The following is a 15,802-nucleotide window of genomic DNA, read 5'->3' as shown; positions in this document are numbered from 1 at the left end:
TATTGCGATTCCTCCCGAATGTATCATTGCGGAGGTACACCTGTGCAACAGGTTGCCTTTCAGATACCGTTTAGGGAGTTTTCTCAGAGGCGGATCCAGAAACATGGCAGGACCGGAGTCGACTTTCACATGTACGTCCCACCTGACTTACAGGTCGTTCGCACGCCAGAGATACCAGCTGGCAACACTTCGGAATGGTCTCCAATCATCTCCTAACGAACGAAGCTCTGAGGGTTTGGGGAGATCCTCCAGGTCATAGGCGATCTTGTATCCACGGCGAATCCCCAGGTCGGTAACCGGCCATACATCTGGACGTCCCAAGTTGAAAATGAGAAGCATCTGAACCGTCCAGATTCCGATCCCTCGGTGCATTGTCAGTGCTTCAATGATCTCTTCGTCGCTTAAGGTCTGGATGCGCGTTCGATCCGGTAGTGTACCATCTTTTGCGCTTGTGGCAAGGCTGCGAATTGTATTCTCCTTTGCCTGAGAGAGTCCCACCGACCTGAGCGTGCCGAGCGGGGTCTCGAGGAGGGCATCAGGTTCAGGAGGGCCGCCAAATAGGTCGAACAGTCGGCCCTGGATCGCTTTTCCAGCGTGCCTCGAAATCTGTTGGAAGATCACAGAGCGTACCAGTTCCTGGAAAGGGCTCCACTCATCGGTCAATAACAGCTCGAAGGCACCCACACGGGCAATCAGGCTGGCCATGCAAGGGTCCGAGGCCCTGAGAGCATGCAGCGCTTCATCGATATCGTAAGGAGGCATCCTAAAAAATCTTGTTAAAATTTTTCAAAAAACACAACTATTTGGTGTAACATTTATGGAAGCGCTTCCGTAAAGGCCGGCTAGATTGAGTCACCAACTCCAACACCAAAACCTATAAGCCATGAAAACCTTATTTGCATTTTGCTTTTCAGCAATTCTCGCCCTACCCGTTTTTGCACAGGATGTTGCAAGCATCCTTGAAAATGACGACATTCGCTGGAATCTTGCAGCCGCACAAATTGAGTCCTCCCTGGACTCAGAGTACCAGTCAGTGCGTGAACAGACACTGAAGAACGCAATCGTATTAGCGACCCTCTATCGCGACAAGTTCGACTTGAGTGACCAAGGATCGTTGTTACGTAAAATTTACAAGGAGTCGGAGTCTGATCAAAATCACATGCTTGCATTAGCACTGCTTCACACCATCGGCGGCACCAGAGTACAGGACTTCTTGGCCCACAATGAAACACAGGTCGATTCGGATGAAGTTCGCCTGGTTCTGGCATCTGTCTTGAACGAATACTACGACAGTCGTCAGACTACATCCGTCATCGGATAGCTCCAAGCCTGATTCAAACCCTGTCGTCGGTTTGGATCGCATAAATTCAAAGGGCACACGGTGGATTCATCGTGTGCCCTTTTTTATGAATCATGGTCCACTGGCGGATTCCCTTCACGAACCACTGCCTTCTCCAGTACCTTCCTGTGATTCAGGAACCTGTCGCTGCAGCAGCCGCCGCCAGGAGGTGAATTCAGTTCGATAATTGAGCCCGAGCCCGGTTTCTCGGTTGATAAGAGATTCGCTCAGTATATCTCCCTCACGCCGATAAAAGAATTCCACTGCTACGGAGGGGCTCAGTTGAATTTGCACAATAAATTCCCCTTCAAGCCCCTGTGGAGCAATTTCTTCCGTGCTCAGCCCCCGGTAGACTCCCTGCCCACGAATCAGCAGGCGTTCATCCAAGAGCCTGAATGCAATATCTGCGGATACATCCAGGTCCTGAATCGTCTCATCACTCTGCACTCCCAATCTAAAGTCCGCCTGTGGAATCACCTGACTCAAATATCGGTTCAGTTGACTCACTACAAGACTGGAGACACTGTTCACGGCAGAACTTGCCAGGATTCCGCTGCGCGTACCACTGGCCGATAATAAAAAAGAATTCGTGAGCAAAACACTCGTCGCATGCTCTGCCGCGAGATCTGGTCGGTTTAGGTAGGAATCCAGAAGCGGTGTATCGCTAATGGCTTCCTGCCTTTGATCAACCTCCAACGCCAAGTCGATCTGAACTGCATTCAAGGTCCCGGATACATCCAGGTTGACAATGACGGGCAGACTCGTTTTGATGGCTCCACCTACATCTTCGGGCAGGCCACTGCGCGAAGCACGGGTACGGTAGGCTCCCTGGATATCAAGTACCGGGTTGAGAGGTTCTCCATTCCAGATGATTGTACCGGAGTCAATCAGGAAGCGTCTGATAAATACCTCCCCTGCGGTGAAGAGATAATCTCCAGAGGAGATCTCAAAGGAGCCGTAGGTTGCTACATCTCCTCCGGTCCGCTGGATCTGTACGCGAGCCGTTCCGATCCCATTAATCACATCTCCCAGGAGCGGATCAATGACAAGGTGAATACTGGATCCAGGTGGCCCAACAAGATTGAGGTCCATATCTAATCCATCCCGGAATAAACGCTCTCCTTCAGGGCGCTCACCTAAGATATTTTCGCGCTGCCGGAAGGAAGTCAACTGCCCCTCTAGAGGGCGTGTGGGATCCACATACACAATGAAGCCAGGATCATGGGCAGTGTTCGCTTCCCGAATTGGGATGAAGATTTCACTTTCCGGGGTGACGATCAGGTTATTTGAACGTAGGAAAGACGTGTGGACAGGGCCGGTTAATGTCGCGTCTCCAGACACACGGATATCACCATAAAAGGCGAGGTCACTTGTATGGGTTCGCACGTTCATGATCTGCAGCGAATCAAGGTTCGCCAGTGCATCAAAGGACAGAAATTGAAAATCATTCAGGTCCAGTGTCCCCTCAAGCCTTGCGGTCCCGCCGCCCGGGTCCTGCACGAGCAACTGGTTCACCAGGATGACATCTTCGACCAGATTGAGCGATGCCGTTGCCCCATAAGATGAGTTGAATCGGGGAATCCCAAAGTGGCCATTTTCCCAGTCAAGTGATCCACCGAGACTGAGATTATCCAGAGGTCCATTCAGTGTGATTGTCCCATTAAATCCACCTCTAAAGTCCGCAAATTCCCGCAAAATCAATTGTAGAAATGACGCATCCAAGCGCTGTACGTCCACAAGAATGTCAAGAGCTCCAGGGCTCTCGGGACCCGGAACAACAAAACTTCCGGTCACCGCCATCTGATTGCTCGCAAAGAGAAGGTCTGTGGGCGCGGTCCCGACCGAGTCGATGATCATGGCAATTCTTAGATCCGACCCACCCGGCAAGAGGATGCTAGAAGCCTGAAGATGCCCCACTAGGCGATTGTCAAACGTGAGGGTGTCCACCTCCAAAGTGCCGGTAATTTCCGGCATCCAGAGTCCAGTCCAGGAAAGATCTGCATCAATCTGTCCCCCTAAGGGGCGTCTCAGTTCGAAGATGTTTGACAGGTGATTCAGATCAACCCCATCCAGGTTCAACCTCAGGGTATCGGCCGGAAGGCCTGAGAGGTTGCCCTGAACGGTGACTGTCTGCACGTCTTCAAGGAATGGGTTGAGGGTCTCTAGTCTCAGTGGGGTCAGCACTGCGGCATCCGCAAAAAGATCAATGTCTGCGGGCTGTGAGATACTCCATGCAGCATCTCCAACAGAAATCTGCACATCTCGAATTTGTACCTGTACCCGATCCGGGAGCAGTTGGATGTCGGAGGACACATACCCTTGGGTAGACGTATTTTCACTGCCTGTGTAGATATCCACAGTTCCAGTTCTCCCATCTTGTTTCACCGAGATTCGGGGTGCTCTGAGGGTTGCACGTTGATCGGCCAGGGAATCGGCGACCAGATCTAGATCTATTTCCCAGCCCGACTCTATTTCCTGCCGCAAATCGGCCGTAAGTGTCAGTGCAGCTTCGACCTGGTGAGCTGAGATGTTGTTCAGAGTGAACCGGTTGTCCTGCAGCTCAGATCGTAAACGGAACGTTTCGCCGTCAGCCACAATATCCACATTCCCGCGGCTGTTGCTGGAAAATGATGGCAACATAGGTAACAATGCCTTTACGGCGGGATGTGCGTGTAGCTCCCAGCGAAGGGCGATCTCAATAGGGGGTAGTTGCGGTTCCTGTTCGCTCTCAGGGATTTCAGGCAGCAGATCGGATATCCCGCTATCTACAGATGTACCGGGAAGCTCAGACCTCAGGTGAGAGGCAAACCGGTCAAACGTCCCTGAAAAAGCATCCGTCCAAGCGGGGGCAATTCGATTAAGTGAATTCTGGGCAATTTTGCCGGATAGCTCGAGATCCAGAACATCCCCCTGCACTGTGAGGCGGGGATCTGTAGTAGTTGTATCGTGCAGTGTGATGGCCCACCTGGTTGGTGGCACAGAAAGCGAATCGGTTTCCCAGATCACGGTAGATGAATCGGTATCAATCGTGATGGAAGCAGAGAGGTCATCCAGATTGGTTCCTGCGCCACGAAGCTCCCAGTTTGCATTCAGTCCGGTTTCAAGCTCGGGAATGGCCAATAAAGCCCCCAGATCAAATGTAGTCAGCTCACCCTGGGCATCATATACGAGATTTTCGCTGCCCCAATCCGCCGCAATCTCGGCCGAAATTTGGGAACTTTGTTCAAATGCAAATCCGCTGAAATTCAACTGATTGCCGGCGAGGGTTCCCTCCATCCAAAGACTATCAAGCGCCCGTCCACCAACCATGGAAGGGGAAAGGGCCAGTGAGGCAGACGCAAATGGCGACTGGATCCCTGTTCCTTCCATGGAGAGATGCCCATTGATTAGACCATCCAGGGTTTGCTTTCCCGTAAGATCGTAGGGATTGAGATCGGTTGCAGTTAACCCCACATCATAGGTCCACAAGGTATCACGGCGGACTGTGCCTTGGAGTTGTCCGCGGCTGCCGGTTTCCATTGTAATATCGATGGCCCCTGCAACCTCAAGTTCATTTAGGGCACTTCTTCCGTCTACAGAACCTTCAACCTGGATGACTCCGCCGTGCCACACGGTTGAGTCCATCACGGAATACAGATCTGCTGGATCAAGGATGCTTGGGTCGATGGAAGCCTCGAAGGATACCTGATTATTGTCAGCATGGACCCTGGAGGAAGGGATTACAATGCGTGAGCGATCAGAAAATGCAACAAAATTTTGCAGTGACCACTGTGCGCCATCGCGGTGAGCCAGTACGCTCAGAGACAGGGAATCAGGGAGAAGCACATTGGGAACAATGGCTTGGACAAAGCCGGGGGTGAAATAGCTTTGGGGCAAATAGAGATCAGCGAGCTCTGCGTCGAGTGAAAGTATGCCGAACACGCTTGTCTGGTTGATTGTGCTGGATAGTGTCAGAGCGTTAATATGCAGTTGCTCACGCTCAAGTAGCAGTAGTTCTCCATTGGCCTCTATGGCCAGCGTGTCAATGGAAGCTTCAAGTGAATCAATCGCAAGCAAGTATCGATCGGATTCAAGATTGATTTCGCCTTCCAGGGCGATATCGGAAATGGTCGCTTCCTCCAAATCGAACAACCACCCTGACTGAATCACTGGGGGTGCATGCTCCTGATAGGACACGGTAACCGCGGCACCTGAGATTGAGATATGTGCAGACTGGGACTCCCACTCGGCGGCTGCGCTGGTCGTTTTTCTGCGTGTGAGTACGGAAGCAAGATTCCAGGTGCTGTCCGCATTATACCGCAGGTGCAGTGTGGGACGTGTGATGCGGAGGGTACTGGGCTCAAACCGCCATCCCAGTACTCCTTTCCAGTTGGGACGTGCAAAGACTTCGTCTATGTGCAGCCACAGGCGCTCCTGTTCATCATAGAGTGCGACGTTATGCAGTCGAATCGTGCGCTGGAGGTTCCCGGTGATTGCTTCAATGGCAATTCTTCCCGTGTAGGTTTCGGCAAATCTGGATTCGATCTCCTGGCGCAGATAGTCCCGGCTTACCTCAGTACGTGTCAGCCCGATATATACGAGGAAGCCACTCCCAAGAACGAAGACCAGAATCGCAGCAGCGCGCTTGAGGGTGAGCCCGCGTGAGCGAGAACTAGGCCGGGGTTCAGATGGAAGAGGGTGATCCACGGGTAAGGGTTACTTTGTTGGAACTAACGCCCGGTTCGGAATGGAGCGGCGGGCAATCCTTCAGCATTGATCAGGTTCGCTGTAGTCGGATTGTATGCCCAGGCATACCGAACCGAGGTTGGATTCGGGATATCCGGGTGCGACACCACTATGGAGTCTCCCTGGATTTGGGCATCCGCCCATATGAATTCTCCCTCCTCTCCGGCGATGGCAAATCCTCCAAGAGGTCCGTCGTCCCGCGTGGCAAGCCCACCCCCAACATGATCAAACCAAAGGGTGACCTTTCCATGTTCGATGGAATGTTCACGGTAGATGGGTCCGGCGTGCACCACTTGGTCCCCGTAGACGAGGCTTCTGGCCCAGAGCGCAAGGCGGTATCCCACATCCTGTTTATTTCTCGGATGAATATCCTCTGCTTCACCAATGTCAAGTGTGATGGCCTGGCCGACATTCGGCAATTCCATAGCCGCGGCCTGAGATTCGCGCAGGATTGCCCAGTTGCTTTCCTGGGGTTCGTCCTGTGCTGCTAGAAAGCTGGCAAGAGACACGAACAGGAACGGCGCGTCTTCGTGTTCCCACAACGTACGCCACCGGTTGATCATCGACTGGAACTGCGCTGCATAGGCGGTGGCAGTTACGGGATCACCAGCATTGGATTCTCCCTGATACCAGATAAACCCTGTGATCGGAAAATCCAGGATCGGATGAATCATTGAATTGTAGAGCAATGTCGGCAGCTGGTTGGGATTTCCTCCGGGGTTGATCTGAAACTGCCCCACGCGAATTTTCCATGTGCCCTCCAAATCCACTTCCCCGTCCGGCCACTGGAGAGCGAGTCTGGCATCGTCAGCCACCAATCCTCCATTGCCTCCAGTGTCGTGTACGCGGACGGTCAGTTGGTTGACGCCAGGTTGCAGAATGCCTTCACCAATCGCATATTCCCGTTCAATTAGGTACCGATCTGTTTCTCCGACTAGGTGACCGTTGATCCAGGTCATATCTCGATCATCAACGGTGCCGAGGTGCAATACTGCATCGGTGGGAACGGTATCGAGTTCAAAGCTGGTACGGTACCAGGCAATGCCGTTTAATCCTTCAAGCCCCCCTGCTTCCCAGGGCCCGGGAGCCGGGATCTCCATCCACTCTGTGTCGTCAAGATTTGGGTCTGCCCAGAGGGGCACATCTGCTTCAAAGCCGGGATCCGAATTCGCAGAAGCGCCATGCTCTTCGGTAAAGATCCGTATGAGGCTGTCTGCACGGGCTTTTGGGGCATCCCAAAGCCGTGTGATTTGCGCATCATCCATTCCAAGTGCGGGGGGATCCATCCAGGCTTCGATGCGGCTGCCACCCCAGGACGTGTTCAAAATTCCAATCGGGATGTCGGCAGATGCGCGAAGCTCCCGGGCAAACGAGTATCCGACGGCCGTGAAAGCTCCTACATGCTCTGGGTTGGCAAAATGCCACTGACCACCAGCCAGCGTATCTTCGGGGGTATAGGACCAGCTGCGAGGGACTTTGTAATGGCGCAGCAGAGGGTCATCAGCGGATGCGATTTCCCGTTCAGCATCTGCAGAATTGGCTACGGACCATTCCATATTGGATTGCCCGGACGCGACCCAGACATCCCCGTACATGATATTTTCGGCAACCAGAGTATCCGTGTCTGTTGCAACCATCAGTCGGTGCGGTCCACCAGCAGGGCGGGGTTCGAGAGTGGCAAGCCAGTTGCCATCGCTGTCTGCACGTACAGATTGTTCATCCTGGTCCAGAGAGACCATGACGATAGCATCGGCAGTCGCGGTTCCCCAGACGGGTACGGATGCGTCACGCTGGAGCACTGCCCCACTGCGGAAGAGTTTGTTAACGGTTAACGGTTGGGGTGAAGTCCCGCCACTACCACCAACAAGGCAGGCGAGAAGACATACATAAAAAATTCGCATGGAACGATAAAAAGATGATTCAATGAACGGAAAGTTCGAAATACCTAGACCGCTTTTGCATGAGCGGTAAACAGTGATACTAGGCTGTCAAAATAACGCTCAATTACTTGGGAAACTCACTGACGAACTCTGCATGCATGACAGAAGGGGTTCTTTCAGCCACTGAGCTGGCAGGGGGGTACTCTACAAATGATTCCAAGAGAGCTTCTTCCCGGGATTGGATTGCTATATTGGCGGTGGAAAGCTCTTTGAGCGAGTACAATGATCCCATACCGATCCTTCAGGCATAAACATGTATACCCGCACACGCTCCGATGCACTCTTCACAGCTGCCAAGGCCTGTATGCCGGGCGGTGTCAGTTCACCAGTCCGTGCTTATAAGGCAGTCGGTGGCTCGCCAGTTTTTATGGAGCAGGGCTCAGGTGCATGGGTTCAGGATGTAGATGGCAATCGGTACGTCGATTATGTGTTGTCCTATGGACCGCTACTTGTTGGGCATGCACATGAAGAGGTGGTCGCGGCGATCAGTGCCGCCGCCGCGAAAGGAACCAGTTTTGGGGCATGCACCGAGGATGAATCACGGCTCGTAAACAAAATTCAGACATTCATGCCGATGATTGAGCGGTTGCGTCTCGTTAACTCCGGGACGGAAGCGGTAATGAGTGCACTTCGTTTGGCACGTGCATTCACGGGACGGGATAAGATTATCAAGTGCGTGGGCAACTATCATGGACATGCGGATTACCTGTTGGTAGAGGCAGGCAGCGGGGTGGCAACGCTGGGGCTACCTAATTGTCCGGGAATTCCAAAGAGCACGGTGGAGCATACCATCATGGTTTCGTTTAATGATCTCTCCGCGGTTGAGCAGGCACTGGATCAGTACGCCGGGGAGGTTGCAGCTATGATCGTTGAGCCGGTCGCCGGGAACATGGGAGTGATTCCCCCCGCGGACGGCTACCTGGAAGGCTTGCGTGCGATCACACGTGCTCACGGGGCACTCTTGATCTTTGATGAGGTGATGACAGGGTTTCGGGTCCATCCCGGTGGTGCGCAATCGTTGTACGGGATCACGCCGGATTTAACAACACTTGGCAAGGTGATCGGTGGCGGGCTTCCGATTGGGGCTTACGGAGGTAGAGCAGATATCATGGCACAGGTTGCTCCCGAGGGGCCGGTCTATCAGGCGGGTACGCTCTCTGGCAACCCCGTTGCCGTGCAGGCTGGCCTGGCGACACTGGAATCAGGATTACGCGGAGATGCTTGGGAACAGGCGTCTTCTCAAGCTTCATCTCTGATGGAGGGATTGGCTGCAATTGCTGCCCGTAAATCCGTTCCAATGCAGGTCGATGGGGTCGGGACCATGTTTAGTTGTTTCTTTACAGAGATGCCCGTGACGAATTGGGAAACGGCCTCTGCATCCAATGCAGAATTGTTCGCGAAGGTATTTCGATCGCTGCTCCCCCGCGGTGTACACCTTGCTCCGTCCCAGTATGAGGCTTGGTTTATGTCAACGGCCCACGATACGGAGGCGGTTGAACATACGCTGAGTTCATTCGAGCGGGCACTAGAGATTGCCTTGAATGATTGACCGGGCGGCGTTTTCAATCAGCAGGGTCTGCGAAGAGATTTGCGAAAGCCGTGGTAGACTGATCGGTGCCCTATAATTTTCTAACCCTGTCATGATGATCATCGCGGCAACGGAACGACTGGCTCGCGCACGTCAACAGGAATATGATTGGCATCAGCAAGAGCTAGGCCGTCAGACCTGGCCTACCGCGCCCGTGAAGACGCTGAATGCATGGATGTCCGAGCTGTGGGAAGAGGGGATGTATTTGCGATCGGATCCACCCTTTCTTCGCCCTCTTCGCTCCGCAGAGGAGCAAATAATTTGGGAGAATATTCTTCGTTCACAGGCCAGACATCTGCCTCTTGATGTTTCTGCAACTGCGGAACTGGCCCGTAATTCCTGGAAGTTGCTCTGTGATTGGCGTCTGCCGTTGGAGGGGACGGATTGGAATAGCTCGGAAGATTCGCGTACATTCCAGAAGTGGGCTCTAGAATTTCGTGCCCGATGTGATCGAAATGGATGGTTCGCGGCCGCAGAGCTCTCCAAACATGTAGCCCGTCTCGTAAACGAAGGGCAAGTTGAAATCCCTCAAGAGTTGGAACTCTGTGGGTTTTTGGAGCCGACACCGGCACAGGAGCAGTTCTTTGAGGCTCTTCGAAAGCGGGGGACACGGATACAGGAAACACCCTTGCCTAATCACGCAGAAAAGAGTTTTCGCTTGAGTGCTTCCGATACCTTCCGAGAGATCCGCGTTGCGGCTGAATGGGCACGCCGTATTCTGCAGAACGATCCAGAAGCGGAACGTAGATCGTTTCGGATCGGGATTATTCTGCCAGGCATTGGGAATCTCCGCAGTCATGTTGAGCGTGTGTTTTCCGAGGTATTTCATCCTCAGGCATGGCTTCATCCAGAACAAGATTCAAAACGGCTCTTCAACATTTCGCTGGGCCTTCCAGCTGGTGACTATCCAATCATCCAATCGGCACTGCAGATTCTTTCGATAGATCCGCGGGAGATCCCCATAGAGGAGGCCAGCCGCCTTCTCTTGTCCCCGTTTTTGCCAGGATTTTCTGAGGAACGCACCTCACGTGCCCTTCTTGATGTGGCACTGCGGAATCGCGGAGAGCAGTATGTGACCTTGAGGGATCTTATTTATCTGGCGAAAAAGGAGAGTTCGTTGCATCAATGCCCATTGCTTGCCTCACTTTTTGTTGCATGGCAGGCGCAGTATTCAGACCTTGGAGGGAGGAAGAAGCCCAGTGGATGGGCGGAGGCCCTCTCGCAATTATTGCAGTCAAAAATCCAGGACAACGATGGGGATGCGTCCACAAAATCGCAACGTATCAGTTGGCCCGGAACCTGGCAGTCAGTCAGCGCGGAGTATCAAACGTACTCGGTATGGGAAGAGTTGGTGTCCGCACTGGTGGAACTGGATGGCGTGTGTGGAAGCATCACGCGTCAAAGGGCCGTCACCATTCTTCGTCGCATGGCTTCCAGTAAGCTTTTTCAGCCCGAGAGGGACCCCGCCCCAGTACAGATTCTGGGGGTTTTGGAGGCGATGGGGTTATCATTTGATTATCTCTGGATGATTGGGATGCATGATGATGCCTGGCCGCCCCCCTGTGAACCGGCCCCTTTTGTACCTATAGGGCTGCAGCGTCGAAAAGAATTATGGCGCTCGACCCCGGAAGGGATGCTGCAGCACGCCCAAACTCTTGCGGATCGGTTACTGAAGAGTGCTCCGACGATTGTGGTCAGTCACCCCAGACGTGAGGGCGATGCGGATCGTAGAGTCAGTCCACTGTTTACGGAATTGCCGGAAGTGTCGGAGGAAGATCTGGGCGTCAGTACCATTGAAAGCCTCGGGGAGCGCATTCAACGCTCTTCGAAGATGGAATTCATTGAGGATCATCAAGGACTCCCCTTCGGCGAAGGAAAGGTCAGGGGAGGGACGAGCCTATTCAAGTTGCAGGCGGCCTGTCCGTTTCGAGCATTTGCGGAGCTACGCCTTGGGGCAACCGCACCCGGTATAGCTCAGCCGGGGCTGGCTGCCCAGGACCGTGGTAGACTCATGCATCGTGTCCTGGATATACTTTGGCGACAACTGAGGACGCAGGCGGCGCTGCGGGCCCTGTCCGAGCAGGAAGAGGCAGATCTTGTGCGGGGGATCGTACGCGAAGAGCTTGATCGGCTGACATCCTTTCGGGGCGGGCTTCGAAATGAACGATTCCTATGTGTAGAACAGGCGCGATTAGAGAAAATTATTGGGGAGTGGCTGGCTCTTGAGCGTGAGCGGACACCCTTTACGGTTCTTGAGCAGGAAAAGCGGCAGGATGTAACGGTAGGTGGAATAGATATATCTGGTACAAACGCAGACGTGGATGAAAATGAACGCGAAGCGGGGCAGGATGTAACCGTGGCTGGAATAGACATACGTATCCAGGAAGACCGCGTTGATCTACTCGAAGGTGGGGAGAGATTTATCCTTGACTACAAGACGGGCGGATGCAGAGTCTCCTTGTGGGATGGGGAGCGTCCCGATGATCCGCAGTTGCCGATCTATGCCGTCGTGGCAGATTCACCCATCGCCGGGATTTCCTTTGGCAGTCTGATGATGGGCGATGTGAAATTCAAGGGAATCGCAAATCAGGACATCGGCAATAAGGGGGTTAAAGTCAGCAAAGAGCCTTTGCCGGAGCTTATCGGGCACTGGAGAGAAACCCTCAACGCCCTCGGACGGGATTACAAGGCCGGGCATGCGATCGTTGACCCCAAAATTCCAGGACAGACCTGCAGGTATTGCAACCTGACCACGTTTTGCCGGGTCGGGAGTCCCCCCGTAAAATCATCGCAGAAGGATGAGTAATCTGGTTCCAGATCACGCGCAGCGCCAGGAGGCACTGGATCCGCATGCCTCGTTCATTGTGCAGGCACCTGCTGGCTCCGGTAAGACAGAACTCTTGATTCAGCGGTATCTCGTTCTGTTGGCCCGGGTAGATTATCCCGAGGAGATCGTTGCCATCACCTTTACCCGCAAGGCGGCTGCCGAAATGCGACACCGCATTATCCGCGCGCTCCAGGGAGTGGCAGGTGAACCACCAATAGCCCAGCACGAGAGGCATACATGGGATCTGGCCCGTCAAGCGCTTGAACGCAACGACAAGCGGGAGTGGCATCTTATTGAGAACCCATTACGTCTGCGTATCCAGACCATTGATTCACTTTGTTCTTTACTGGTCCGCAGGATGCCTTGGGTCTCCCGTATGGGAGCACTACTACAGCCGGAAGAGGATGCACGCCATCTGCACCAAAAGGCTGCGCGTCGCACGCTGGAGTTGTTATTCGATGATCGGGCACCGGCGAATGAACTAGCTGCGATTGCTGTTCTATTGAGGCACCTTGACAATCATATGGGCAAGGTGGAGAAGCTATTGGGTGCAATGCTAGGCCGACGGGATCAGTGGATGCGCCATGTGGATGGAAGAAAGGAAGAACTTGCGGAGACGCGGCGGGCCCTGGAGTCTGCATTATCTCATGTCATCAAGCATGCGCTGGAACGTGTGGTGGAGGAATTTTCAGAGGGCCAGGCGGAGGAAGTGGTTGAGTTGGCCCGTTTGGCAGCCAAAAATCTACACGATGCGGGCAGGGAAAGTAAGATTGTTGCCTGTCTTGAGCTTCAAGGCCTCCCGGATACTTCCGCTGAGGCTCTTCCGTGTTGGCTTGGGATTGCAGAGCTACTTTTGACCAGTAGCGGTAAGCGTCGCAGGGCATACAACGTGGGTACGGGTTTTCCACCCCAAGAGCAAGATGCAAAAGAGCGCATCCAGGCAATCCATCTCGGGGAGGATGTTATTATGCAGCTTCATGAACTGCGACAATTACCACCGGCAACCTATGATGACAAGCAGTGGCAGGTTCTGGAGGCACTGATGCATCTTTTGCCGGCAGCAGTGACCCAGCTTCGCGGTGTCTTTCAGGAGGACGGGTGTGTTGATTTTACAGAGGTTGCACTGGCAGCCCAAGAAGCAGTGAAGGCGCATGTGTCGTCGGGCTCACGGGGAGGCATTCCAGACGTTGCGGTTCGGCATCTATTGATTGACGAATTTCAGGATACGTCCCAGAGTCAGTACGAACTGTTTGAGAGTCTCATCCATGACTGGACAGGCGATGACAGGACACTGTTTCTGGTTGGTGATCCCATGCAGTCCATTTATGGTTTTCGGGAAGCAGAGGTGAGCCTGTTCTCTCGCGCTCGAACGCATGGATTGGGGCCGGTCCGCCTCAGATTTCTTGTATTGGAGACGAATTTTCGCTCCAGCACGGAGATTGTGAGTTGGGTTAATGAGGCCCTGAGTGAGGCCTTCCCACAAGTTGAGGATACGGTGACCGGTGGTGTAACGTACAGCCCTTCTACCGCCTACAGGACCGACATGGATGGCAGTACAATCAGGATCCATCCATTTTTTCGCGATGATTTGGAAGCTCAGGCTGAGAAGGTCGTCCAGATCATTGAAGAAACCCGATCACAGCAGCCGGAAGCGACAATTGCCGTACTTGTTCAGGCACGTAGACATTTGCTAAACATCATTACACTGCTTCACAGGCGCAGGATTGCGTTTCGATCGGTCGAGATTGATCCGCTTGGTGAGCGGCCGGTAGTTCGTGACTTGGTGGCTTTGACCCAGGCACTGCTTCATCCGGGAAATCGCATCGCCTGGTTTTCTATTCTTCGAGCACCATGGTGTGGATTGACCCTGGCGGATCTGCAGAACCTGGTGGGTAATGATTTTGAAACTGCGATTCTGGACCTTATTTCCGTTCGTCAAGAGCAGCTGTCGCCGGATGGCAGACGACGCTTGAAACGTGTTTTTCCGATCCTTACCGATGCATGTGCACTTCGAGGTCGGCTTCCTGTGCGGCGGTGGATTGAAGGTACATGGTTGGCTCTGGGCGGGCCTGCGTGCCTTGGGAAATCAACAGACCTGGAGGATGCGACGGCCTTTTTGAATCTTCTGGAGGAGTCGGTCGACGGTATCGACTTGCGGGACGAGAATAAATTTATGGGAGATGTCGAACGCCTATTTGCCCCCTCGGATGTAGAGGCAAAAGGGGACTTGCAGCTGTTAACCACTCATAAGGCCAAGGGGCTGGAGTTTGATACGGTCATATTACCGGGTCTGGGATATCAGACCCGGGCAGATGGTTCACGCCTCTTGATGTGGCGGGAATACAGTGATGGCGATCAACCCCATTTATTGTTGGCACCGATTCAGGAGACGGGGGGCCAAGGGGATGCCGCCTATGGATACCTGCGAACTATCGAGCGAAAGAGGCGAGACCATGAAAGTACACGTCTATTGTATGTGGCAGCCACACGAGCTCGAAAGGATCTGCACCTCATCGGGCATATTGCTCACGGAGCGGAAGGCGATGACGTGAAGTCGCCGGATTCGCGTGTGCTTCTGTCCAAAATATGGAAAGTAGCAGAGCCGGAATTCTCAAGAGCATGGAAGGATTGTCGGGAGGAGGTGGGTGCCACGGATGTCACCAGGCCGGAAGATGTTGGTGTCCCTTTACTTCGTTTGTCCGCGGAATGGGAGCCAGTGGATCCGCCCGAGGAGTTGATATGGAAAGCGAAACGGGAGCGGTTTGAGGATGAAAAGGAAGAGCGTACGCCGGTCTTCAAGTGGGCGGGGGATTTTCGGCGACGGATCGGGAATGTGGTTCACCGGATGTTACAGGAGATGTGGTTTCCAGACAGGGTGGATTTCAGCGAGAATATTTTACGCTATGCTCTTTATCATGAAGGTTTGGAGGGAGAAAATCTAGAAACGGCCTTGGTGCAAGTGAAGGAGGCGCTAACCAATACGGTGGAGGACAGCCGGGGGCGTTGGATTCTGTCACGACACAAGCATGATGAGCGGGAATATGCACTAACTGTTGCCGCGGGAGTAGGGGCTCGCCGTTATATTCTGGATCGAACTTTCGTGGAGGACGGCAAGCGCTGGATCGTCGATTACAAGACGAGCACGCATGCTGGAAGCGATGTGGACTGGTTTTTAGACAATGAGCGGGAGAGGTATCGCTCCAAAATGGAGATTTATGCACGCGCGATGCAGGCCACAGATAGGCGGCCGATTTTCTTAGGCCTGTATTTTCCTTTACTCAAGGGTTGGAGGCAGTGGCAATACGGTGAATCAGACGAGCCATGATGGATCAGGAGGGGAGAAGGGATTTCTGGACTGAGTATCATAACTGGCTCAACGTACC

At 53.5% G+C, this 15,802-nt stretch carries 7 protein-coding genes; 4 read left to right on the top strand and 3 right to left on the bottom strand.

The genetic code is table 11. From position 1 onward, the window contains the following. Positions 1–147: 147 nt before the first annotated feature. Positions 148–762 carry a DNA-3-methyladenine glycosylase 2 family protein gene (locus tag F4Y64_10765; GenBank protein ID MXX98080.1) on the bottom strand — a complete coding sequence of 205 codons (615 nt, stop codon included), beginning with the start codon at positions 760–762 and terminating at the stop codon, positions 148–150. Between the two features lie 121 nt (positions 763–883). On the opposite strand from F4Y64_10765, the gene F4Y64_10760 reads away from it, so the two are divergent. Next, entirely contained in the window at positions 884–1,321 is a 438-nt protein-coding gene (locus F4Y64_10760; protein ID MXX98079.1) for a hypothetical protein, read from the top strand. Positions 1,322–1,435: 114 nt separating this feature from the next. On the opposite strand, the gene F4Y64_10755 is transcribed toward F4Y64_10760, so the two are convergent. Both F4Y64_10755 and F4Y64_10750 read right to left on the bottom strand, forming a co-directional pair. Continuing rightward, the gene (locus F4Y64_10755) at positions 1,436–6,025 is read right to left on the bottom strand and encodes a hypothetical protein (GenBank protein ID MXX98078.1); all 4,590 of its coding nucleotides are present in this window, start codon (positions 6,023–6,025) and stop codon (positions 1,436–1,438) included. Positions 6,026–6,048: 23 nt separating this feature from the next. Further along, entirely contained in the window at positions 6,049–7,965 is a 1,917-nt protein-coding gene (locus tag F4Y64_10750; GenBank protein ID MXX98077.1) for a 9-O-acetylesterase, read from the bottom strand. A 292-nt stretch (positions 7,966–8,257) separates the two neighbouring features. Between F4Y64_10750 and hemL the strand changes: the two genes are divergently transcribed. The 3 genes from hemL (at position 8,258) to F4Y64_10735 (ending at position 15,744) form a co-directional block, all read left to right on the top strand. Then, the gene (hemL, locus tag F4Y64_10745) at positions 8,258–9,553 is read left to right on the top strand and encodes a glutamate-1-semialdehyde-2,1-aminomutase (GenBank protein ID MXX98076.1); all 1,296 of its coding nucleotides are present in this window, start codon (positions 8,258–8,260) and stop codon (positions 9,551–9,553) included. Between the two features lie 91 nt (positions 9,554–9,644). Continuing rightward, a complete protein-coding gene (locus F4Y64_10740) occupies positions 9,645–12,398 on the top strand; it encodes a hypothetical protein (protein MXX98075.1) in 2,754 nt (917 codons plus the stop codon). Further along, a complete protein-coding gene (locus tag F4Y64_10735) occupies positions 12,391–15,744 on the top strand; it encodes an AAA family ATPase (protein ID MXX98074.1) in 3,354 nt (1,117 codons plus the stop codon). The genes F4Y64_10740 and F4Y64_10735 overlap by 8 nt, the downstream gene beginning before the upstream one ends. The last annotated feature ends 58 nt before the right edge of the window (positions 15,745–15,802 follow it).

Source organism: Rhodothermaceae bacterium, assembly GCA_009838195.1.
Classification (GTDB): Bacteria; Bacteroidota; Rhodothermia; order Rhodothermales; family Bin80; genus Bin80.
The sequence above is the reverse complement of the archived record's forward strand: the minus strand, read 5'-3'. Positions and strand labels throughout refer to the sequence as shown.

Coding starts and splice junctions, on each gene's coding strand:
- F4Y64_10735 (MXX98074.1), top strand. CDS start 12,391: ATGAGTAATCTGGTTCCAGATCACGCGCAGCGCCAGGAGGCACTGGAT.
- hemL (MXX98076.1), top strand. CDS start 8,258: ATGTATACCCGCACACGCTCCGATGCACTCTTCACAGCTGCCAAGGCC.
- F4Y64_10740 (MXX98075.1), top strand. CDS start 9,645: ATGATGATCATCGCGGCAACGGAACGACTGGCTCGCGCACGTCAACAG.
- F4Y64_10760 (MXX98079.1), top strand. CDS start 884: ATGAAAACCTTATTTGCATTTTGCTTTTCAGCAATTCTCGCCCTACCC.
- F4Y64_10765 (MXX98080.1), bottom strand. CDS start 762: ATGCCTCCTTACGATATCGATGAAGCGCTGCATGCTCTCAGGGCCTCG.
- F4Y64_10750 (MXX98077.1), bottom strand. CDS start 7,965: ATGCGAATTTTTTATGTATGTCTTCTCGCCTGCCTTGTTGGTGGTAGT.